Origin of the sequence: Ruminococcus sp. YE71, from assembly GCF_900119155.1 — a bacterium.
In the GTDB taxonomy this organism is placed as follows: domain Bacteria; phylum Bacillota; class Clostridia; order Oscillospirales; family Ruminococcaceae; genus YE71.
Window position 1 is genome coordinate 40,573 of sequence record NZ_FPIR01000015.1, and the last position, 23,934, is coordinate 64,506.

Sequence of the window (23,934 nt, forward strand, 5' to 3'; positions counted from 1 at the left end):
GAAGTACTGTGAACGCACAGACCAAAAAGCACCGATATCGCGGAGATATCGGTGCTTTTGTTATTGCTTTGGAAAATCCGCGCCTGCACTCACGCGTGAATTATTTCACGGTGACCGTTACGGCGTGCTTGACAGCCTCCTCTAAAGTCCACACACCGTTCACCTTAGCGGCAACAGCGACCTTGTAGCTCTTGCCGGGGGTAAGGTTCTTGGGGCTGGTGTAGCTCAGAGCCGACAGGCTGGGGACGAGTATTCTCCATCTGCCCGAAACGAATGCGCCGACGGCATAGCTCGTCGCTCCCTTTACAGGCGCCCATGTGAGCCTTATCTGGTGGGTCTGCTCGCTGTACTCGACCTTTGTGATCTCGGGATATACAGGGTCGGCGGTACTTGCGGCGGCCTTTGCGAAGACGGTGTAGTTCACACAGCCCGAGCTCTGACCGTTGGTGCCGAGGGTCACGAGCGTGCCGCTCTTGACGTCCTTGCTGTAGATGTCATAGGTCACGGCGTTGCTGTTTGCGGCGGTCATGCCCGTCTTTGCAAAGCCGCTCATCCACGACGGAACGTTCGTCACGCGGTTGTCGAGCGCGACATATAGGGTCATGTCCTTGCCTGCCTTGAATGCGGCAAGATCCGAGTCGGTCTGCTTGGAATCGCAGGCGGTTATGAGGTATTCCGCGCCCGATAAGCTGTCGGGGATAGAGGTATAGGTCACATCGCGGTCGCCGTAAAGCAGTGCGCCCGTTTTCAGATCCTTCGCGACCTTCCAGCCCGAAGCGTGGGCGGTGTCGAGCACCGTCAGCTGCTTGAACAGATCGCCGTTGAGGTCGGCGTTTTCCGCAACCCCGGGAGTGCTGCCGTCGGTCGCAAGGACTGCGTAGTTGACGCATCCCGAACTCTGTCCGTTGGTGCCGAGAGTGATCTTCTCGCCCTTTGCCAGCTTCCTGCCGAACAACTTGTAGGTCACGTCCGTGCTGCTTACGATCGTGCTGTCGAAAGTCCCCCAGCTTTTCAGCCAGTCGGGAACGGCGGTCACTCTGCTGTCAAGCGCAACGACAACCGTGATATCCTTCGCGGCTGTCAGCTCGGCAAGGTCGCTGTCGGTGTTCTTTGAATCGCAGGAGGTCTGCACCATCTCCGCACCGATCAGGAAGTCGGGTATCGTCTGATAAGCCGCGTCACGGTCGCCGTATATAAGGTCGCCCTGCTTCAGCCCGTCCGCCAGCTTCCACGACTTGTAGTTGGTCTGATCCTTCACCGCGAGAGAGCTGATGAGCCTGCCTGTCAGGGGTTCGAGCTTGACGGTGACGTTCCATACTGTGTCATTTCCGCCGACGCAGTCCTTGTCCTCGGAGGACTTGGTGTAGATCACGTAGCCCGAGCCCTTTCTGACAAACTTGTACTGCTCGCTGCCCGAAAGGTTACTGCCGTTTGCGGCGTTGACGATACGATAATAACCGTCTCCGCAGTCTTCGAGTCTCCAGCTTTCGGCGTTACCGAGCAGAGCTCCGTTTGAAGCGTTCGTGATCTCGTACTTGACGGTGGTGTCCATCACAGCGCAGATCTTTGCGGAACCCGTCTCGGGAGAAAGCTCCACAACGCCCTTGGGGAATGAATCCACTGTAAGGTCGTTGATGTAATACTCGATGTTCATGTAGCCCTGACCGCAGTAGTCGCCCTTGTAGTCGGTCGGGTCGTTCGGGTTCAGACCTCTTGCGAGTTCCCAGCTGTCGTCCATGCCGTCGTTGTCGTTGTCGGTGATCTCTTTTCTGGTGACAGCGGCAGGGTACTCGTAGGTCACGCCACAGGCGATGTGATACTTGTCAAGCTCCGACTGTGAAGAAGTGTAAGCGTCGGTACCGCTGCACGATCCTGTGCCGTTTTTCGTATCCTCGGCGCACTGTCTGTCGATCTTGGTGCGCTTGTCTGGGGAGATGCCGTTTCCCGCAAAGCTGATAACGTGGTCGTAGGATGCCGCCGCACTCTCGCAGGTCAGCGCCGTCGAAATGTTCTCGCCGTCCGACATGATGGTGAAAGGCGTGGTGGATTCGGTGTTGCTGCGGTACTTGTCGGTGGTGGTGTACTTTATCGCCGACCAGTTGTCGTTCTCGCTGTTGCGGTAGGAATTGTCCTTGTTGATTATGCGGTTGCCGTTCAGATACAGCTTGAAATTATCGTTCGCCGAGACCTGAACGTAGTGGTAGCCGCTCGCAGTGGAGTTGCCTGTTTTCAGCGTGTTGTTGACGTAATTGACATGACCGATGGTGCCGTAGGCGGTCTGGTAGCCCCAGTCGTAGATGATGTTGTTGGTGAAGTCGGCAGTTTCGGTGCCTACGACCTTACCGCGGAAATTTCTCGAAACGTTGTGGCAGATGAGGTTGTGGTCGAAGGTCAGGTTGCTTCTGCCCATCATCAGTCCGAAGCCGTGAACGCCCTTGACATGACCGCCCCAGGAGTTCGCGGGACCGATGACAGAGTACTGCACCGTGTAGTGGTCGTTGTTGGAGTAGAGACCCCATTGTTCGTCGGTCGTCCAGCCGAGGGAGCAGTGGTCAACGATGGAGTTTGAACCCTTCGCGCCGCCCCACGCATCGTTGCCCGAGCTTGTCGCCTTGTCGGGACCCGGACGGGATGACAGATAGCGCACGATGATGTTGTCTCCGCCCATGCCGAACTTGTAGTTCTTGAGCGTGACTCCCGAGCCGCCGGGAGCGGTCTGTCCTGCGATGGTGATGTTGCTGCTGCACACGATGTTGCTCGACAGGGTGATGGTTCCGCTGACGTCGAACACGACGATACGCCCCGATTTGCTGACCGCGTCACGCAGCGAGCCTGCACCGCTGTCGTTCAGGTTGGTGACATGGTAGACCTCGCCGCCGCGTCCGCCCGTCGCGTACTTTCCGCCGCCGACCGCGCCGGGAAACGCTAAGATCTTTGCGGAAGCCGCCGAAGCAGTGAGCGGTGCGGCAGGCGTCGGGAACGAAGCCGCTGTGAGCAAAGCCGCAAGGAACACGGCAGCCGCACGTCTGGTGTTTTTCTTCATAAAAAATCCTCCGATCAAAAAATTTCATAACTGACTGAATTGCAGATAACTGCACGATATAACGTAGTATTTAAACTATCATACCACTTTTGCGTAAAGGTTAAAATGGCGAAAACAGCCGCAAACCTTGCAATTTTATACCTGCCGAAATATGTTCGGATATGAGTGGTGATACATCAGACCCGAAGGATGCTCGCGGCGCGGAAAAATGACAATATCTGTTCTCGCTGCCCGATCGTTCTCCTCGCGGCGAAAAAGCCGAAAATACAAGGTTTTGACACGAAAAGACCATTGAAATCGTGTTTACAGTATGATATATTTGTTGTAAATATATCGGTTTTCACCAATCAAAACCGAACTATGGAGGGATAGAAATGGTTTCAGGAAAAATCAGAGTGATCGCGGCAGTTTCCGCACTTCTTTGTCTGCAAAACTGTGCCGCATTTCCGAAAGGTCTGAAAACACCGTCCGTTCTGACAGCACAGGCGGCGGCCTTTGAAACAGGCTCGCGCATTCGTGTTGACATCAACAGAAATGACGGCAGAAAGGCGTCCTATTCGCAGAACGCCAATAACTGGATACTTGTCGATGGTTCGTCCGCTTCGTACAAGGTCGGCAACGTTAACTTCACGCTCTCGCAGGGCGGCGGCTCGGGAAACGGCGTCTGCGGCGCGAATAACAAGAAGCTCCAGCTCCAGAGCGGCGTTTATCCGCGTCTGACGATGGACGGCGCGAAGATCAAGGACGGTGACAGCGGCGGCGTGCTAAAGCTGGAGATCTCGGGGCTTTCCAACGGCTCGCACTCGCTTCAGATGTGGCACTGCAACACCGACGGCTACACCAACAGCAAGCTGCGCATCTCCGTCAACGGCAAAAAGGTTCTCAGCAGTGTGAACTGCCCGACAAATGTCACCAACGAAAATGACGCGGGCATCTCCTACGTCACCTGGTCGGGCAGCAGTGCGACTATCCTCATCACCCCCGAGGGCGGCGGAAAGCAGAATGTGGCATGGCTCAACGGCTTCGAGCTGGACGGCAGCGACCCCGTCAACGGCGTGTCGAAAATGCTCCCTGCCGATCAGGAAAAGCACCTGAACATCAGCGATGGTCTGTCATGGACGGCAGGCAGCGGCGCAAAGTCGCACGACGTTTATATCGGCACGAGCTACGATGCCGTGTTCAATGCAAACCGTTCGTCGGCTGAGTTCAAGGGCAATCAGAGCAGCACGAAATACGCCCTTGACAGCAGCTATTCCTCCATCCCGACATACTACTGGCGTGTGGACGAGGTGACGGACAGCGGCACCGTCAGGGGAGCTGTCTACTCGTTCCAGGTGAACCGCCTTGCGTTCCCGACTGCCGAGGGCTACGGGCGCTTTGCAAGGGGCGGCAGAGGCGGATATGTCTATCACGTCACCAACCTGAATGACTCGGGCGAGGGCTCGCTGAGATACGGGCTTGAGACGATGAAGGGCGCGAGGACGATCGTGTTCGACGTCGGCGGTGTCATCGCGCTGAACTCGGTGCTGTGCATTCCCGAGGACGGCGGCGATGTCTATGTTGCGGGGCAGACTGCCCCCGGTGACGGCATCACGCTCATCAACTACACGTTCGGTGCGCTGGGTTCGAGTGACGTTGTCATCCGTGACATCCGCACCCGTGTCGGCGACGTTTCGGGGCAATCCATGGGCGGCATGGGTCTCGGCAGCTGCAATAATTCCATCATCGACCACTGCTCGATCGCGTGGGCGACGGACGAGGGCTTCTCGTCGAGAAGTGCGGCGAATATCACCTTCCAGTGGAGCATAATCGCCGAGTCACTGAACAATTCCGTACACTATGACGCATCCGACCGCGAGAACACCGAGCGGCATTCGTTTGCGGCTTCGATCGGCGGTTATACGGGTTCTTTCCACCACAATCTGCTCGTTGACAATGCGGGGCGCAACTGGTCGCTTGCGGGTGCTATGGAGCAGGACGCGGTCCACTACGGCGGTCAGCTCGACCTGCGAAACAATGTCGTCTACAACTGGCAGAACCGCACGACCGACGGCGGCGCAAGGCGCGTCCAGTTCGTGAACAATTACTACAAGGCAGGCTATTGCAGCGATACGGGACTGCACCTTGTATCGGTGGACGGCAACGAGCTGAACACCTCGGATATGCAGATGCTTTATTCGTCGGGCAACATGAAGGTCGCCCGTGACGGCAAGGTGCTGATCGCGGCTGAGACCGACGAATGGAACAGCGGCAAGGCAAAGTCGGGCGGAAAGAATTCCACGAACGACACCGTCCGCAGCAACACGCCTTTCTTCGAGTCCTTCGTCAACACGCAGTCTGCGGCTGACGCGTATCAGCTTGTCATCGCAAACGCAGGCGCAAGTGCCCCGAAGTTCGACTACCTCGATTCGCGCTATCAGAAGGAAGTCAGGGAGGGCAGCTACACCTATACGGGCAGCAGGGACAAGCTCAAGGGCATCATCGACAGTCAGACCGATGTCGGCGGCTACCCGGGCAGCTCAAACTTCAAGGGCGGTACTGCCCCGACGGACACCGACCGCGACGGTATGCCCGATGCGTGGGAGACTTCGCACGGTCTTGACCCGAACAACGCTTCGGACGGTGCGGTCGTATCGCTTTCGGGTGACGACTTCACCAACCTTGAGATGTACCTCAACGAGCTCGCAGGCGATGAGGTCAGCTATAACGGCACCCCCGTCACCTACGACCCGATCAGCGGCGATCTGCTGACGGCGGAGATCCTCGATACCGACTATTATTCAAGCTGGTCGGTGGACAGCTCGCTTGCCGCAGGGGATACCGTTTTCGGCGACAGGACTGCCGATAAATGCGCGGTCACCGCTTTCCCCGATCAGCTGAACGGCGCCGAGATACTCCTGACCCCGTGCAGCGCCAAGGCTTCTGCGAAGGAGCAGGCTGCGGTCACGGCTAACAAAGACCTCACGCTTTATGTCGGGTTTGACAGCCGCGTGACAACTGCTCCGTCGTGGCTCGGCGGCTTCACAAAGACGACTCAGACGATCACGACAAGCAACGACGTTACGTTCGTGCTCTACTCTAAGAAAATGAGCGCAGGCGAAACGGTAACGCTCGGCGCAAACGGTCAGTCCTCGGGCTGCATGAATTACATCGTGCTGGCATCGACTGCGGCAAGCACTCAGTCAGCCGTATACCCGAGGGTGACGAATATCGAATACAGCGAGGCGACCCATCAGGTGAGGCTGACATGGTCGGCGGTCGAGGGCGCTGAGAAATACGCCATTGCGGTCTATCTTTCGGGCAAGTGGAGAGTATACGTCCCGAGCATTCCCGCATCGACTCTCACCTACACCTCGCCGAAGAATCTGGTACCCGGCAAGTCGTACAAGGTAGTGGTCGCCGCAAAGGTCAACGGCGAATGGACAGCCGCCGAGTCCCTTAAGCACCCTGTTACCTTTACCGTAAAATAAGTGCGTTTTGTGTCACTGTCTGCGGTTTTAACCGGGGGAAAACCGCCTTAGCTTCGCACGTCCGCCTTAGCTTCGCACGGCTAGAAGAAAGGTTCTCCCCCAGCCCCCCCTTCCAAAGACTTTTAATATTGTTGACAGTTAGTTGTGTGGGGGACGTTAGACTCTCACCAAAAATGGATGTACGTTGGAATAGTGAGAAATGTAGGGCGGGAGCTTGCTCCCGCCCATTTTTCTGCACTTTTGACCGTCTTTTTGGCAAGGGGCGCACAAATGTAGATAAGAACTCCGAACTCTTTGACCAACACTATCAATAGAAGAACAATTACCCCTTGCCAAAAAGCATTAAAAGTTTTAGGAAAGGGGTCCGGGGGATAACCCTTTTTCAAAAGGGAAAAGGGTTTCCCCGGTAGTCACGAACTATCTGTATATCACTGAGCATTTTTACGGTACTGAGTAGGTGTCATGCCGAACTCTTTTTTGAAGACGCGCATGAAGTTGTAGTAATCGTAGCCGCAGCGTTCTGCTATGTCGGGAAGGAGCAGGGTGGTGGAAGTCAGGAGGTTCTTGGCGCAGTTGAGCCTGCTTTTTTGCAGGTCGTCAATGAAATTCACTCCGAAGGTCTGGCTGTAGATCTTGTAGAAATACGACTTGCTGATGCTGAGTTTTCGGCTGCAAATATCACCGCTCCAGCTGCGTTCGGGATGGACAAAGATGTCTCTCCGCAGTTTCAGCAGCTCCGAATAGTGGATAAGGCTTGACAGCTGTTTCTTAGCCCTTTCGTCGATGCTTCTGAGCATCCCCTCGATGATCTCGGCAACGTCGTAAGCGGTAAGAGCCGCAGTGTCCTCAACGATCATCGACTCCGAACGGGCGTAGAGAATGTGGTTCTCTGCGCCTGTGATCGTGTGTTTCCACATCTTCTCGTCGATCTTCTTGATATACTCATCGGCACGCTTTTCGGGTCTCCTGCCCGAGCCGATGATGACGAAACTGCGGTCAGCCGCCTTGAACAGCCACTCGCGGCTGCGGCAGCTTTTTGAGAGGATGTCGGCGATCACCATGATGCACTTGTCGCTCTCCACCGAGCCGTACTTGTTCTTGATATGCCGTATGCCGCCTGCGGTGACGGCGACCATGTAAAGCTGCTCGTGGTTCTCAATAGAGGAATCGCGAATCTCCGCCCACATATTCCTGCAATTCTCGAACACATACAGACCCGTCAGCTCGTCTCGCGAGAGGCTGACCGACTGGCGGTAGAGCAGCCGTTTCAGCTCGTTTTTGGTGCTCAGATATTTCAGCGCATTGTTGACCTCACGGCAATACTTGATGTACTCCATGTTGAAATTGTCGATGTTTTCCTGAAGATCGAGGGCGATGTACCCGTAGCACTGATCCTGAAAATGCACGGGAAGAAAAAACGTCGCGGAGAAATCGGTTGTGTCGAGGGCTTCGGGAAGTATCTCGTCCAGACGGAAATTGCAGCGGCTGCCATCCGTACCTATCAGGTACATCGTGTCGGAATAGCCGTCACGCCTGTATTCGCTGCCGACATTGTCCCAGTCGCTGCACAGACACAGAAACAGTCGGCTTTCCGCGTATTTGTCGTTGTACATGAACTTGTACCGCATGGTCATCATTTCATCCACAAGCTCGTCCAAGGTCTCCGCATCGTGGAACGCCGCCGAGATCATGCAGTCCATGTAGCCTTCTTCGGTCAGCCTGCGGTCGTTGTCATAGGGCTCCTCACGCTCGTAACGGGTATCGCAGCCGCAGCTCTCACGGCAGAGTATGACGCCGCTGTCCGACCTGACGGGTTCGCAGTGCTCTCCTGTGATCTGTTCGTACAGCAGGCACACCGATCTTCGTCCGAGCATCTCCTGCGAGGTACGGTAGGTCGTTATCGACGGAACGTGCATACGCGTTTCGGTGATGCCGTCGTAGCCTGTCACGCGAATGTCATTCGGGACAGAGTAGCCCAGTTCGGTCAGCGCGTCGCAGAGGGCAAGCGCCATCGTATCGTTCGTACACACGACCGCGTCGGGCATTTCACGGATGTGACCTGCGATCTCGTCGGCGAGTTTTTTTGCGGCGGCTAACCAGAAATCGCCGTATATCACGTTGTCAGCCGAGTCGTCAAGCCCCGCCTTCCGTATGGCGTCGATGAAACCCTTCGCTCTGTTCTCGGCGACAGGCATCTCGGCAGGACCCGTCAGACACAGCAGTTTTTTGCAGTTATGTCCGTAGATCAGGTGCAGGGTGATCTCGGCGATCTCGCTTCTGTCATTATACCAGACAGGCGCGAACTGCCCGTTCTCCAGCCCGACACGAACGATCGGCTTCGGACAGTTTTCCGCAAGAAAATTGTCTATGTACCCGTAATAATCGTATGAACAGAACGTATAGGGCGCGTATACCACGCCGTCGATCAGCGAAAAATCAAGCGCGTGAAAAAGATTTTTTTCACCGTGCGTGATCTTTTTGTTGTCACATTCCTCGTTGAGCGCAAAAATGAATGCGCTGTAACCGAGGGCTTTTGCCTGTTCGAGCATACCGCTTATCAGGTTTTTGTTGATCTTTTTGTAGATCCTGCCCATGATGATGGCGATCCTTTTCTTTCGTGCCAAGACCCTTCACCTCGCTTTATTTATTGTATTATATCACAAATATCGCTGTTTTTCAATAGGGTATATGGAAATATCGCGGTCATTCGTTCAGAAAAAGACCCCTTCCGAAAACCTCGGAAGGGGTCTTTTCAGTCAGTCCGACGGAATATTTTCCGAAAGAAGCTTTCTGAAACTCTCCTCGAAGTGCCTGTCGTCCTCGGCGGTGCGTTTGCGGGGGCCTTTGAGGTGGCTCTTGCTTTTTCGGCGCTGAACTTTTGCGATGTGTCGGCTTTCGAGCAGACCGCTGATGTTGTCGTCCGTGTAGATCTTGCCGCTCTGGTGGATGGCCTTTGCGCCTTTTCCGAGCGCCATAGCGGCGACTCCGTAATCCTGAGTGATGACGATGTCGCCTGCCCGACACAGATTTATCAGGGCGATATCCACGGCATCCGCGCCCGCCCCGATGATCTTCACCGTGCTGTAGTCGGAAGTCAGCACATGGTTCGTGTCACACAGCAGCATTACGGGGATGCCGTATTCTTTTGCGACCCTTTCCGCGATGCGCGTTACGGGGCAGGCATCTGCATCAATGTATATCGTCATTTTTCTCACACTCCGTCATGGAACTTTGCGGACAGCACCGCGATGATATCTCACAGCTATTATAGCATTTTTTACGGGATTTTTCAAGCGGCAGTTTTACGCGAAAAAAAGACCAACAGCCCCCGAAAGGACTGTCGGCCTATGACCAAAATTAAAACATGGAAATGAATATGACTCGGTATGATTTCTGGAAATGTAGCTTTCGTATCTCTCTGTTAATAATTATACCACAGTTATTTTTAAAATGCAATACCTTTTGGAAAGATTTTAGCTTTTTAACGAATTTTTGTGAATAATAACAAACTCAAACATTATTGAATTGTGAACATTAACGATACGTAAAACTGTTGACGGTGCAGTTCTGATATGATATAATTATCTGAGCGGGCGGAGGAAAGCAGTTTTCCCTGCCCGAAACCAAAGTTAACAGACAGGAGGAAATGCCGATGGCTGAAAAAAGCAGGATCCTCGAAGCGTGGATAATGGTCGAGCATCTGTCGGAAGGGGATATAAAAGTCAACGATAAGTCGCTGTATAAATTCAGCGATGGTGACTTTCACGGCCTTCTGAAAAATGCCGTTGCCCGACAGCTGACGGAAAAGCGCAAGAAGGGAAGCAAGAAAAGCGGCGGTATCATCGTTTATCTCGATATTTTCGAGTTCAGGGAAGTCGTTGTTTTCCTGCGTGAAAAATACAGGCTCGAAACTCCGCCCGAAGAGCCGCGGGTCGGCAACAAATTCGGGCTCGCGGTCTGCTTCGACGAAGACCTCAACTTCATGAAGGACATGACCTTCTTCACCGAGAGCGAGTACATAAGACTGAAAAAGGAGATACCCGACGAGTCGGTCTTTTCGGCTTTTGAGGAGGAGCTCAAGACCGAGCTCGAACAGAGCTTCGAGAAGCCCGAGGATGCGGCTGACTATGCCCCCGTGTTCAACGATGCGATGGCAAAGCTCATCGGTCGTATCGGCACTTCGCCCGAAAAATGCCGTTTCAGAGTGCTGAAAAACCTTGAAAGCGATGCGGTGAATCTTCATTCCTTCTTCATCGGCGATCTGGAGACCGCCAAAAAGACCGACACCGACAACCTTAACGACTATCTGTTCGGCTACAGCGGAAAGCGCGTCGATCTCGACAGCAAGAACAGCTCGCCGAAATTCGCGCCTTCGCTTTTTGAGGATATCCTGCGTCCGAAGAACTACCCCCTCGGCAGGTTCCCAAGCTGCACGAAATTCTCCCTGAGCCTTATGCAGCAGACGGCGGTGAACCTCTCAGCTGGTTACGATGACAGGAAGATAAGAAGCGTCAACGGCCCTCCCGGCACAGGCAAGACCACTCTTCTGAAGGATATTTTTGCCGAGCTGGTGGTCAGACAGGCGGCCTGCATGGCGGAGATGTCCGAGCGAAAGATCGTCGGCGGCGAAAAGACCCGTTACTTTAACAATGCCTCGATAGGCGAACTTCCCGATGAGATAGCCGAAAACGGCATCGTCGTCGCGAGTTCCAACAACGGCGCCGTGCAGAACATAGTCAAGGAACTGCCGCTGATAAAGGACATCGACGAGGGTCTGATCGGTGAGCTGAAAGAGGCGGACTATTTCATGAAGCTCTCCAACTCGAAGCTGTCCTCGAAGTGGGTGGAGAATGAGAAGGGCAGACGTGAGGAAGTCCTGATCTGCGAAGAGACCGACGAACCCGATAAGTACTGGGGACTGTTCTCGCTGGAGGGCGGCCGTTCGGAAAATATGGCGAACATAATCACTAACGTGAAGCATATCTGTAAAATGCTCGAAAGCGAATACGACAGCGACCCCGAGGTCTATTCGCAGTTCAGGAAGGACTGCGAAGCGGTGAAAAAGCTCAGGGAACAGGCGGCGGCATTTGCCGATGAGTGCGGAAAGGTATTGCGTGACAGCGCCGTTCTGAGGGAACATCTTGCCGCATCGGGTATGTCTGCCGACACGTCGGATATGCCGAAGATGCTTGCCGATGTCAGGGAAAGGCGCCGCGGACTCGGCGGAAAGATCACACAGCTAAGCAGTATGCTCAGCACCATGAAGGACACAAAGCCCGGTATATTCGCACCTGCGGCGAAAAAGCGTGAGTACAATGACACCGTGAACGAAACGAACAGCCTTCTTCTCGCGGCGATGAAAGAGGATGAGACCCTCGCGAAAACGGAAAAAGAGCTCGAAGCCTTCACACAGTCAGCGGCTCTTCTCGAAAAGCAAAAGTCTGAAAAGGGCATAAAGCCGCTTGACATGAGCATCGGCTACGACGAGCTCCAGCTTTCAAACCCCTGGTTCGGGGAGGAATACCGTATCGCGCAGTCGCGGCTGTTCATCAGTGCGCTCAGGGTCAGAAAGCAGTTTCTTGCCGAGAACGTCAAGAACCTGAAAGCCGCGGTGAACATCTGGCATAACCAGAAGACCCACATCGAAAACAAGCGCCTGATAAAAGCCGCCTGGAACTGGATAAACCTTGCCATCCCCGTCATCAGCTCGACCTTTGCGAGCTTTTCGCGTATGTGCGCAAACCTTGAACGTGACACGCTGGGGCATCTGTTCGTGGACGAAGCGGGGCAGGCTGTCCCGCAGGCGGCGGTGGGCGCTGTTCTCCGCAGCCGAAACGTGATGGTGGTCGGCGATCCCTCGCAGATAAAGCCAGTCCTGACACTTGACGGAAGCGTGCTGAAAATGCTCGGCAGGCATTTCGGTGTGTCCGAGAAGTATCTGTCCGAGAACGCATCCGCCCAGACTCTGGTCGATCAGGCAAGCAGATACGGGTTCTACTATGACGAAAACAAAGCCGAGGATTCGTGGATAGGTATTCCACTGTGGGTACACAGGCGGTGCGGCTACCCGATGTTTACCATCTCCAACAGGATATCCTATCACGACATGATGGTACAGGGCAAGGAGTACAACGGCAGAACGGGCTGGTTCGATGTCAGAGGTAATGCCAATGACAAGTACGTGAGCGAACAGGGCGATTTCCTCGCGGAAAAGCTCGCCGCCATGATGCGCGATGACCCCGAGATCGGCGATAAGACAGTGAAGGATAAGGTTTACATAATCTCGCCCTTTGCGAATGTCGCCTATATGCTTGCGCAAAGGCTCAGGAGCATCGGCTTTACGCGGTTCGACGAGAAGTCGCACAAAGCCACCAACGTCGGTACTATCCACACGTTCCAGGGCAAGGAAGCCGACATTGTTTTCATGGTGCTCGGTGCCGACAGCAAGAGCAAGGGCGCCTCGAAATGGGCTGTCGATGAGCCAAACATGATGAACGTCGCGGCGACAAGAGCCAAGAAGGAGTTCTATATCGTGGGCGATATGTCGCTGTACAAAAGCCTCGGAAGTGATGTGGCTGACGAAACAGCGGCAGTCATGCGTAAGTACGCAAAAGATCATCCCGACCTGTACGACAGCAAGGTTTCCTTCGCCGCCGAGCCTTCCGAGCCTGTTCCCGCCGAGAAAGAAAAGCCCGCCGAAAAGCCGCGTCTTTCGGGTAGGGTCGTCAGCGTCAGGGACGGCAGACAGAGCAAGTACGCTCAGATAAAGGGAAGCGACGGACAGGATTACACTGTCAACGAGACCGTCTACGACGCGACCCCGAACGCTTCGGAAGTCATTAAGGTGGGTGCGGAAGTAACTTTCCGACCGCTGAAAAAGAGCGGAAAATACTTCTACGTTGATTCGGTGGAAAAGGCATAGCATAAAAAAATCCGTCGGAAACCTTATGATAAGGTCTCCAACGGACTTTTTTATAGGGTCTTTTTTATGAGTGATCTTTTTATCAGCTTGCCTTGGTGTAGATCTGACCGCCGCTGAGGGTCTTGCCCTTAGCCGCGAACATATCGGAGATGGTCACTACCTGATAACCCTGCTGCTTGAGCCAGGGGATAACGATCTCCATAGCTTCGGCAGTGGTGTTCTTGGTCTCGTGGCAGAGCACGATAGCACCGTTGAGCGAACCGTTGTTGGCCGCATTCTGGATAGTAGCAACTATCTGACTTGTGGAAGCATTGTCCCAGTCCTTGGTGTCGATGGAGCAGGTTATCATCGGAACGTCGTAGAGAGCCTGCTGAACCTGCCAGTTAGAGGACAGGAAGGGAAGTCTGAGGAGCTTGGAAGGCTCTGCGCCGATGATGTTCTTCAGCTTGTTGTAGCATCTGTCATACTCGGAGCGGATCTCCTGAGAGCTCTTCTTGGTAAGGTCGGGATGGGTGTAGGTGTGGTTAGCGATCTCCATACCCTTGCTGTATGCATAGCGTACCTGTTCCTCGGATGTTGTCCACTCGCCTACATAGAAGAATGTAGCACGGAAGCCGCTGTTTGCGATAGCGTCGATGATCCTGTAACCGCTGTCGGTCTTCTTGAAGGAGCTTGCGCCGTCATCGAAGGAGATAGCGACCATAGGCTTCGAGGGGTCAACAAAGTAGGTATCGGGTTTGGGGTCGGGATCGGGATCGTTGTTGCCTCCGTTCGACGAACCGTCGTCCTTAGCGGTAACGATCACAGCATTTTTGAGTGCATTTGTCGTATCCCATTTTCCGTTGATCTTAGCGCCGACTGCTACCTTGTAGGACTTGCCGGGGCTTACGGTCGCGGTGTAGGAATTAGAGGTGATGTTCGACTTGAGTACCTTCCACTTGCCCGACTGGAAAACTGCGATAGCGTAAGCGCTTGCATCCTTGACAGCATCCCAGCTGAGAGTCATCTTGCGGGTCTGCTCGTTGTAAGTAGATGTGATATTGGTCGGGTAAGTAGTGTTGGTAACGTTGCCTTCAGCCTTGTAGCCTGCGTTTGCACAGATAGCTCTGTCAACGTAGATGTCGCAGAGGCTGTCAGGAGCTTCAACATAGATCTTGATATTGGAAGCGCCCGAAGGGATAGTGAAGCTGGTATTCTCAAGCTTGGTCCACTTGCCGCTGGTGCAGTTCGATTTTGCGATCTGAGCGTAATTTGTTGTGCCGCTCTGGTCGTACTGCATCGAAAGCTGAACGGTGGTGGTCTCGGCGGGCATTACCATAGTGCTGAAGCTGTATGCTGTGCCTGCCTTGAAGTAGGTGCTGTCGAGTGCGAGCTCGGCGCCGTTCCAGTTCTTGGTCCTGCCGCTTATATAAAGGGACTTGCTGCCTTCATAAGACTTGGCGGAAGTAGAAACCGCAATTGCGTCGCCTCTGCCCGACCAGTAATCTGTGCCGTTCTCGAAAGTACCTGTGTAGAGAGTACCCTGTATCGGTTCAGAAACATCTCCGTTATTGTTGTTATTGTTGTCTGTTTTTCCTTCGTTGATCCTGAGCTTGTTGCCGTAAACGGTAGCCTTGCCGCTCGACTGATAGCCCTCGATATTGAGTGCTACCTCGACCATCTTGCCCATCTTGAGACCCGCGCTCTCCCAGGCCTTGAAGTGCTTGGAAACGCTTATCGTGCCTTCGATCTTTGTGCCGTTTGCCTGAGGCTTGTTTTGACGAACGCTCCAGTACTGGTCGAAGGTGGTGTCACCGTCGATAGACGGGCAGTTTTCTCTTGTTGTCTTGTAGATGTCATATGCGCCGCCGTCCGAGTAAACTGTACCCAGTGACGCTGCATTTCCGGGCGGTCTCCAGCTGCCCCACGATTCTACGATGTAGTATTCGATAAGGGGACTTCTTGTCCAGCCGTAAACGCACATATAGGAGTTGCCGTTGGGCTGGTAGTCTACGGCGTAGTCAATAGCAATATCGCCTATCTGCTGATGAGTCTGAGTGCTGTCGAACTTTTTGCCCTTGCGGAAGAGACAGTTGTTGATGTTGCTCCACTCGCAGGAGAAGGTGCCGCCGCCCGTACAGGTCATACGGGTATTTCCGGAGTCCTTCCAGAGTTCAAAATCATAGCCGTCCTCGGTGCCGGTCTTATTGTTGTAATAAGTCTGGTCGGCAGACGCTGTGATAGCAGACAGACCACTCATGCACATTACAGCTGCGCAGGCAGTGCTAATGAACTTTTTCAGTAGTCCTTGCTTCATGGATATCCTGACCTCACTTTCAGAATTGATAAGGATCGGACGGCTGAAAGATCAGACCTCTGCGAAAACGTTTTACGCAGGATCCTGTGAAAACAAGGGCCCAAAGGCACAGCTGCATGACTGCCGTGTTTCTCGCTGATGCGAAGAAACGACTTGCATCCGCGAACGGTAAGGGTCATGAGGGTGCCCGATCATGTTTTCACATATTCCGACCGTCTCTAATTTGATTATACCAAAATTGCGAATTTTTACAAGACGATTCTTGCGCAGAAAACGTTTACAATAACCGATTATTGCGCAATATTGTCGTATATTATGAATATCGTGGTATAATTCCGCTTGATTTATTGAATTTTCATATAATCACAGGGCAGCTATAATCAAATGCAAATGTTCGTATTCCTGCAAATCAGCAACAAACGGTATGAAATCCACCGAAAAAAGCCGACAGTTTCCGTTAAAGAAAACTGTCGGCTTTTTTATATGAAAAATGACAACTGTATAGTAGAGAGCTTGTTTTCGGTAACGGTCACGGTCCTTCGGAAAAGGTGCTCCGTTACAGCTTTTCCAATGAATAGCTAAATTCTATCATTTTCTTCTGTTTTTGTCAAGCGAATTGACGTGAGATGCAGTTTTTTTTCGTGAATGTCGTAAATTTTGTCTTGCATTTTCATTTTTATAATGTTATAATTTATATTGTGTTATAATATCATATCTGACTAAAAAAGTTTACCCGATACGGAGTGAAAGTAATGGAAGGAAATAATAACGGGATCGTTTTGCAGAAAAAGCACATCGTAATAATCGCTGCTCTGCTCATGGCACTTCTGCTGGGCGGTGTGGTTCTGGGCGTAAAACTCGGAAGCAAAAACGATACTACGGTTCAGCAGTCTCAGGCAGAGACGCAGTCTGCAAAGGCTAAGCCCACGGTCGATCTTGACCCGAACGCAGGCGAATACACGGGCGAGCTCCCGAAAAGCGAGGACAGCGTCGAGGACGCAGGTATCCAGATTCCCGGCTACCCCTCGATAACCATCGCGAAGGATACTCAGGATGTGAAGATGGCACTGCTCAACCCCGAGGGGAACCTCTGCTACTTCAAGTTCGAGATCGCTCTCAAGGATACCGATGAGACTATCTTCGAGTCGAAGTATGTGGAGCCGGGCAGCTGCATCTACGACGTTCATCTCAGCAAGCCCCTCGCGGAGGGCGAATACCCCGCAGTAATAAAAATATCCACGATAGCTCTTGACGGCGAGACACCCCTCAACGGTGCGAACGTTGAGACTGTTCTTGTTGCAAAATAGAAAAGAGGTGAGGATAGTGGAGAAAAGTAAAATGCTTTCAGTGGCGTGCGCGGCGGTGCTGATTGCGGCTTCGTCGGCAGGCGCGTCGAAATTTCTCTACGGCAGCTCAGCGATCACCGCAAGCGCCGAAACATCGGGCAGCTGCGGAGCTGACGCGAACTATACGCTCGATGATTCGGGAAAGCTGACGATAACAGGCACGGGCGAACTGAGCGGCGGGAGCTTCAGTTCATTGAGCGGCGTGAACTCGGTCGAGATAGGCAACGGCATCACCTCGATACCGAACGACGTGTTCGGCGGTATGAATATCCAGTCGATCGTGATACCGCAGACGGTGACATTTATCGACTACGACGCTTTTTACAATTGTACTTCTCTGACGCAGGTCTACTGCTACGCCGACCCCGAACTGCTTGAATGGACAGATAAATACGGCAGCTGGAACGCTGATGATTTTACCAACTCGACGGCAGATCCGACAAGCTTCCATGTTCCGTGCGATCTTCTGGACGAGTATGAGGCAAAGTTCTCGGCAGATGTGAACGTTCAGTTTGTCGGAGATCTTCCGCAGGCAGGCGAGCTAACATTCGTCAAGGCAAAGCCTGCGACCTGCAAGAGCGAAGGCAATATTCAGTATTTCTGCAAGCAGGTCGGAGAGGAAACGAAGTATTACTCAGACAGACACGGAAACAACGAGATAACTTTGGAGCAGACGGTCATCCCGATCGACCCCGATGCACACGTCTGGGACGGCTGGAAGATCATCAAGCCTGTGACAGCTGCCGAAAAAGGTATCAGAGAAAGGACCTGTACCGAATGCGGGATAACCGAGACGGTAGAGTTTGACTACTCGGCGGAACCTTCCTACCTCGTGACCATCCCAGTTTCTGCCGAGATGGGCGAGACCACTATGATGAAAATTGAGTTCGTCGGGGATCATGATGCTCTTTATCATTCAGATTTTGCTGACAAGGGCATATTCGTTCAGCTCGACAAGATCAACGGCGCTGATGCGGCAGGTGATAACTTCAAGCTGCACAACGAAGAGGACGGCGACGATCATCAGGCGGATATCGACTATTCGGTGGATGTGTCGGTGCGTTCGATAGATCTGAATGATGAATACAGATCGGAATATGAATATAACGGCAAGCTCTCTGCCGACAGCGTTCTGCTCAGAGCCTGCCTTGATACGGGCTCGACGCTAATCTACACCGATTCCGCAAAGCTGACGTTTTCGATGGATGCCGATGCTGCCGCAAACGCACCCGCCGGAACATATAAAAGCACTCTGACATTCAAGATCTTTCTTGCCAACAGATACAGCGACACTGTTCTGAATGACAACGCCTATTTCAGATACAATTATTAAAGCAATATATTTTAGGAGGAAAATACTATGAAAAAATCCATCATCACAGCAGTTACCGCAGCAGCTGTAATGGCACTTTCGCCCCTTTCTGTCTGCGCAGTAAGCAACACCACCATCGACCAGACTTCCGCAAAGCAGTCGGGCGACCTGACCGTATCCTACTCCACGGGTGAGGGCTACATGATCGTTATCCCCAGCGGCGTTACACTGAAAAAGGATGATACCGTTGACAAGTCCATCAAGGCTTCCTACGTAAAGCTCTCGGATTCCACCAAGAAGGTAGTCGTTGACCTCAAGGCTGCTTCCAACACCGCTGACGGCGAGAGCACATTCAGCGCTAAGCGTGAGAGCTCGGTAGTCAACTACACCATCAAGGCAGGCACCAAGACCATCAAGGTCGGCGACCAGGTAGCGTCCTTCGGTTCCGACCCCGATGAGCAGGAAGAAAAGCTCACCTTCTCGGCAGTTACCGACACCGCGACTCTCGCAGGCGAGCACACCGAGATCCTCACATTCAACATTTCCGTAAAGTGATATTCGGGAGGACAATGATATGAAAAAGTTTATTTCTGTTCTGAGCGCAGCAGCTATGCTGACTGCTCCTCTTACCGCTTATGCCGATACCGATCTTTCCGCTCCCGGCTCTGCGGAGACCAACGTAAAGTTCTCGACATCCGCTGGTTATGTAGTTACCATCCCTGCGACCGTTTCCCTCAGCGAGGTCACAAAGGACGGCGCTGACAAGGGCAAGTACACCAACAAGGGCACGATAACCGCAAAGAACGTCCTGCTCGAAGAGAATGAGAAGCTGGTCGTTACCGTTTCCAGCGACAGCGGCTTTAAGATGACCACAGGCGCGTCCGCGACCTATAAGCTGCCTTACACCGCTTCGACTGCCGCTTTCGGCGCAGTTGACGCTTCAAACGACAAGGTGGCAGAGTTTGCTTCTTCCAAGGACGTACAGAAGGCTGATGTTACCTTCACCACAGAAGTTCCCGAGTATGCGGGCATCTACAGTGACACCGTTGTGTTCACCATCGCTGTACAGTAAGGAGGGTCAGGCATGAAAAAAGCATTTGCACTCATCCTCACAGGCGTACTCATGGCGTCGCCGCTCACAGCCTTCGCCGAGATCACCGAGAACACCGACCCGAAGCAGGGCAGCACCGAGATAACCACTCAGATAGCACCAGCTTACATCGTGACTATCCCTGCGGATACGAGCGTTGACTTCAACACCGTCAACACCGATTTCGGCGCTGTAAAGCTGACAAAGGCTCAGCTCGAACCAAACAAGTGCATCAAGGTCACCATGACCGCGAGCGGTGAAATGAAAAACAGCGCGGATACTTCCAAGGTCCTTCCCTATACCATTTTTGAGGGTACTGCCGACGCTGTTACCGACACCGTTTTCACATCCGCAGAGCTTGCTTCGGTCGGTGACAAGACCGACCTTACCATCAGCATTTCTGCCGATGACTGGAACAACGCCTATGCAGGTTCGTACAGCGACACTGTTCTTTTCAGCATCGAATACGCTGATGCACAGCCGTGATAAGGAGTTGAGCGCATGAAAAAAATGGCGGTCATTCTGCTGTGTTTTTCCATGCTTTGCGCAGCTTCGGTAACGGCGAGCGCACAAGTCAGTCAGGACAGCGAGTCGGGGCAGGCGGTGATAGGGACGGAAGTTCCCGCTTCCCATATCATCAACGTAACGCTGATCGGCAGCGGTTCGTATGACCTCGACGGCGAGACGGGCAGCAGCTTTGAAGCACAGCGACTGTCACAGCCGACGCTTTCCATCAAACCCGACAGCGGATGGGAGATAACTTCCGTCACGCTCAACGGCTCCGACATCACAGAGGAGGTCTCGGCGGACGGGCAGTATGTTTTCGAGCCTGTCTATGAGGATAAAACGGTCGTGATAACGCTCACGGGGCAGGAAAGTTCTGCTCCCGACCCGAGCGCTCCCGACAGTTCGAGCGTGCCCGACAGCTCCGAAACTTCGAGCAGTTCGTCATCGGTCAGCAAGATAGACAGCAGCACCGTAGCGGCAACGGGCGGCGATAACCCTGCAACAGGCGTTATCGGCGGCGTTTCCATCGGCTCGGCTGTAATGTTTGCGGCTTTCGGACTGGTGAGAAAGAAGAGCAGGGATAAGAGCATGGAAAACGAATGATTCTTTTTTACGTATAAAAACACCCGACAGGAGATGGCTTCTGTCGGGTGTTTTGCGTTTTTTGCGGTATACACTTCCATTATATTCTAAAATGTGATATAATTAAAGAGCGAACAGAATGCGTAACATTATTTTTATGAACTTTCTGTAAACAATAAATTTTTTTCGTTTTCCGCGTTACACTTTGCAGTTTCGGGGCGAATGTAGTAAGTGAAAGCGGTAATTGATCCATGGAAAATAAAAGCTTTACGGGGGAATCATTCAGATGACAGGACAAAGATACAAAGAACTGCTCGGCGTATCTCAGGACAGCGCCTGCAGGGCGGTGTTTGACGAATACAGCGCTTATGTGTACACTATCGTCTACAACCGCGCTTCGGGTGCTTCGAGGGAGGACATAGAAGAATGTGTCAGCGATATTTTCGCGGATGTGTTCTTCAGCTACGACCCCCTCGCGGACGAGTCCTCGGATATGCGTGCCTTCATTGGCACTGTGGCCAAAAGACAGGCGACCGACCTTTACCGCAGGACTTCAAGGCGTTCGGAACAGACAGCCTACCTCGACGAAGAGGAGATGGCGATGATACCGTCGGAACACGACACCGAAGCCGAGAACGAACAGGCGGAGCTTTCAAGAGTTCTCGCGGAGCGGATAAAGGAACTGGGCGAGCCCGATTCGACCATCGTGATACAAAGGTACTATTTCGACCGAAGCTCGGGCGAGATCGCAGATTTTCTTTCGATGAGCCCGCCGGCAGTAAGGATGCGGCTGAAACGCGCACTCAAACGCCTCGGCAAGCTCCTTGAAGGAACGGGCATAGCATTATGAATGAGAAGGAGAACAAAAAAATGAACAGAGGTTTCAGAAAAATAATGAAAAACGCAGATGACATGACCTTGAATGAGCTGTCAAATGCCGTTCCTCTGAGCGAAGAGGATAAAGACCGCATCTTCTCCGAAAGCATGAGAAAGCTCAGAGAGAAACAGAACGGCTCGGCACCAAGGATCATAATGAACAGAACAAAGAACAGCAACACGGATGACAATGATAATTACGAAACAAGCGCTCAGGTAAAGCGCGGCGGCGCAAAGGCGATCATTTCCATCGCGGCGAGTCTGGCGATAGTCGCAGGGCTTGCGGGTATCTTCCTCAACGGCGGAAAGCTCACCACCGCGCCCGAAAAGAGCAGCTCGGCCGAGCAGAAGATAACCACTACCGTTCAGACAGCGCCTGCGGAGAGCACTTCCGAATCAACGTCAGCGTCCTCGGATGAGGCGGTATCCCCGACAGCGGATTCCGAGAGCGGAAGCACGGAAAGCACAGCCGAGCACACTTCCTCGGCGGCTGATGACAGCAGCGAAGTCTCCGCTCCCGATGTAAAGGTCATCATCCCCGACAGCACCTCGCAGGCTGAGACCGTCTCGCAGGAGCCGAGCAAACCCGACGAAAGCTCGCAGGATGACAGCAGTGAAGCGGAGAAGACCGACTCGGAAAAGCCCATCCCAGAGGGTCTTGCGACGGAGATCGAAGATTCGATCACTCATCTCAACGAGATCGAGTTTATCGCTTCGGGACACCTTGCAAGCTCGGAATATATGTTCGATGAGAATTTCGACATCACCGAGGATCCTTCCGCACTGAGATACTACAGAGTGCCCCACGGAAACGTCGAGCGCTACAACACCTTCGATACGAAAATGTATCAGGGTCATATGACCAACAACTTTGTCCTGACTATGGGATACACCTCCGTTACCTACGAGCGGTTCTTGCTGAACAATAACGAGCTTTACTTCAAAACGGAGTACTACAACGACGATTATCCCGTCTACACCCGTGCCGACGACGAGATACACATGACAGGCGACAACAGCTGCTATGTTCTCGTGAAAAAGTCCACAGCAACTGGCAGCGACCTCGGCACATACAAGCTCAGCTTCGTGCATGAATCGGTCATCACGGCTGACACGTTCATCTGGAAGATCGACAGCATCACTATCGCATAAATAATGTCAAAAACTAAACCAAATGTATATATAAAAGGAGATATTAATTATGAAAAAGGCAATCATCATCATGACACTGGCAGCAGCTCTTTCTCTCGCATCCTGCGGAGCAGCAGAAAATACAGAAAGCAAGACCAACAGCACAGCTCAGCCTGCGGCTGCATCGTCGGCGGCTCCCGAAGCGGATGAGGAGACCGTTTCCGAACCGACTTCCGACAGCACGAGCTCTGACGAGAGCACCGACGACAGCTCCGAGTCTGCCGCAGAGAGCGCTTCCGATTCCCCGAAGGCAGAAGAAAAGACCGCATCCGCAGCCGATAAGTCAAGCACTTCCTCTGCGGCTGAGAAGTCGGGCACATCCTCCGAAGAGACTGCTTCAAAAGACAGCACCGACTCTGCTCAGAAGCCTGCACAGGACTCATCATCCACTGCTGCTGCCGACCCTGATGTTGCAAGAGAGGTCTATGACGCAGTCATTCAGTTCAACGCGGCTGAGGAGATCTCGGCAGGACATCTCGCTTCGACCGAGGTCATGTTCGACGAGAATTTCGCAGTGACCGAGGATGCTTCGGCAGCTAAGTACTACAGAGTTACCCATGAGAACGTTGACAGCTGCACAAACTTTACCATGAGCATTTATCAGGGTCATTTCACCAAGAAGTTCGTTACAGCTATGGGTTATGATACTGTTGCAAGCGAAAAGTTCACATGGTACAATGACGAACTGTATTTCAGGACCGACTGCTATAACGAAGTTTACAACATTTACAACCCTATCGGCGACGACATTTACATGACCGACGATAAGTCCTGCTATATGCTTGCAAGAAAGTTAGACAGCAACGGCAGCGACCTCGGCGTATACAAGCTCAGCTTTGTAAATGAGTCGATCATTACCGCAGACACCTTCATCTGGAAGATCGACAGCGTTGAGTTAGCATAAAGTTTCGCATCGTTTCAGCGGAGATAACAATAACACCCCGATCCGAAAAGAGGACTCGGGGTGTTATTGTTTCGTCTGAAAAAGAATTCAGCGGTCATGCGATCATCTGGGGTATCTCAAAGTTGTTGATGATCTGATCCTCGGTGAATCTTCCCTGACCGCCGTCCGTCCAGTCAATGAACACGGTGTCGAAATCATCGATATAGACTATGGTAGCTGTAGAGCCGACAGGCATTTTTCTGTCGATGTCATTGATGAGTCTGATTGTCATTCCAACTGTTATCTTTTCCATAACTTTGCCTCCTGTGGTCTTTTCAATGATGTTACACAACTTTATTATTATACTACATTTAACCGATGATGTCAAGCAAATGGAAGAAGATGGAATCACGTCT

At 52.8% G+C, this 23,934-nt stretch carries 16 protein-coding genes; 11 read left to right on the forward strand and 5 right to left on the reverse strand.

Annotation, left to right across the window (positions count from 1 at the left end):
- Positions 1-100 precede the first annotated feature (100 nt).
- On the reverse strand, positions 101-3,043 hold the full coding sequence (locus BT142_RS13475; RefSeq protein WP_242871983.1) for a fibronectin type III domain-containing protein: 2,943 nt from the start codon (positions 3,041-3,043) through the stop codon (positions 101-103).
- A gap of 374 nt (positions 3,044-3,417) precedes the next feature.
- On the opposite strand from BT142_RS13475, the gene BT142_RS13480 reads away from it, so the two are divergent.
- Positions 3,418-6,513, forward strand: a complete 3,096-nt coding sequence (locus tag BT142_RS13480; RefSeq protein ID WP_175444956.1) for a thrombospondin type 3 repeat-containing protein — start codon at positions 3,418-3,420, stop codon at positions 6,511-6,513.
- Between the two features lie 428 nt (positions 6,514-6,941).
- Here BT142_RS13480 and BT142_RS13485 read toward each other — a convergent pair whose 3' ends face one another.
- Together BT142_RS13485 and BT142_RS13490 are read right to left on the reverse strand one after the other, a co-directional pair.
- Complete coding sequence (locus BT142_RS13485; RefSeq protein ID WP_072418712.1) at positions 6,942-9,137, reverse strand: substrate-binding domain-containing protein; 2,196 nt, start codon at positions 9,135-9,137, stop codon at positions 6,942-6,944.
- A 132-nt stretch (positions 9,138-9,269) separates the two neighbouring features.
- Positions 9,270-9,719, reverse strand: coding sequence for a YaiI/YqxD family protein (locus BT142_RS13490; RefSeq protein ID WP_072418713.1), 450 nt, complete (start codon positions 9,717-9,719; stop codon positions 9,270-9,272).
- Between the two features lie 446 nt (positions 9,720-10,165).
- On the opposite strand from BT142_RS13490, the gene BT142_RS13495 reads away from it, so the two are divergent.
- On the forward strand, positions 10,166-13,435 hold the full coding sequence (locus BT142_RS13495) for an AAA domain-containing protein (protein ID WP_072418714.1): 3,270 nt from the start codon (positions 10,166-10,168) through the stop codon (positions 13,433-13,435).
- 82 nt (positions 13,436-13,517) lie between these two features.
- Here BT142_RS13495 and BT142_RS13500 read toward each other — a convergent pair whose 3' ends face one another.
- Positions 13,518-15,731 (reverse strand): glycoside hydrolase family 11 protein, encoded by a 2,214-nt coding sequence (locus BT142_RS13500; RefSeq protein WP_072418715.1) that lies wholly within the window; start codon positions 15,729-15,731, stop codon positions 13,518-13,520.
- Positions 15,732-16,483: 752 nt separating this feature from the next.
- Between BT142_RS13500 and BT142_RS13505 the strand changes: the two genes are divergently transcribed.
- The 9 genes from BT142_RS13505 (at position 16,484) to BT142_RS13545 (ending at position 23,539) form a co-directional block, all read left to right on the forward strand.
- Complete coding sequence (locus BT142_RS13505; RefSeq protein WP_072418716.1) at positions 16,484-17,038, forward strand: hypothetical protein; 555 nt, start codon at positions 16,484-16,486, stop codon at positions 17,036-17,038.
- Positions 17,039-17,069: 31 nt separating this feature from the next.
- Positions 17,070-18,410: a leucine-rich repeat protein gene (locus tag BT142_RS13510; RefSeq protein ID WP_072418717.1), complete on the forward strand. Its 1,341-nt coding sequence runs from the start codon at positions 17,070-17,072 to the stop codon at positions 18,408-18,410.
- 27 nt (positions 18,411-18,437) lie between these two features.
- Positions 18,438-18,944, forward strand: a complete 507-nt coding sequence (locus BT142_RS13515; protein ID WP_072418718.1) for a hypothetical protein — start codon at positions 18,438-18,440, stop codon at positions 18,942-18,944.
- A gap of 19 nt (positions 18,945-18,963) precedes the next feature.
- The gene (locus BT142_RS13520; protein ID WP_072418719.1) at positions 18,964-19,461 is read left to right on the forward strand and encodes a hypothetical protein; all 498 of its coding nucleotides are present in this window, start codon (positions 18,964-18,966) and stop codon (positions 19,459-19,461) included.
- A gap of 12 nt (positions 19,462-19,473) precedes the next feature.
- Positions 19,474-19,965: a hypothetical protein gene (locus tag BT142_RS13525; protein ID WP_072418720.1), complete on the forward strand. Its 492-nt coding sequence runs from the start codon at positions 19,474-19,476 to the stop codon at positions 19,963-19,965.
- Between the two features lie 15 nt (positions 19,966-19,980).
- Entirely contained in the window at positions 19,981-20,589 is a 609-nt protein-coding gene (locus BT142_RS13530) for a hypothetical protein (protein ID WP_072418721.1), read from the forward strand.
- Between the two features lie 265 nt (positions 20,590-20,854).
- Entirely contained in the window at positions 20,855-21,418 is a 564-nt protein-coding gene (locus BT142_RS13535; protein ID WP_072418722.1) for an RNA polymerase sigma factor, read from the forward strand.
- A gap of 20 nt (positions 21,419-21,438) precedes the next feature.
- Entirely contained in the window at positions 21,439-22,596 is a 1,158-nt protein-coding gene (locus BT142_RS13540) for a prolipoprotein diacylglyceryl transferase (protein ID WP_139182242.1), read from the forward strand.
- A gap of 49 nt (positions 22,597-22,645) precedes the next feature.
- The gene (locus BT142_RS13545) at positions 22,646-23,539 is read left to right on the forward strand and encodes a hypothetical protein (protein WP_072418724.1); all 894 of its coding nucleotides are present in this window, start codon (positions 22,646-22,648) and stop codon (positions 23,537-23,539) included.
- A gap of 94 nt (positions 23,540-23,633) precedes the next feature.
- On the opposite strand, the gene BT142_RS13550 is transcribed toward BT142_RS13545, so the two are convergent.
- Positions 23,634-23,831, reverse strand: coding sequence for a hypothetical protein (locus tag BT142_RS13550; protein WP_072418725.1), 198 nt, complete (start codon positions 23,829-23,831; stop codon positions 23,634-23,636).
- Positions 23,832-23,934 lie beyond the last annotated feature (103 nt).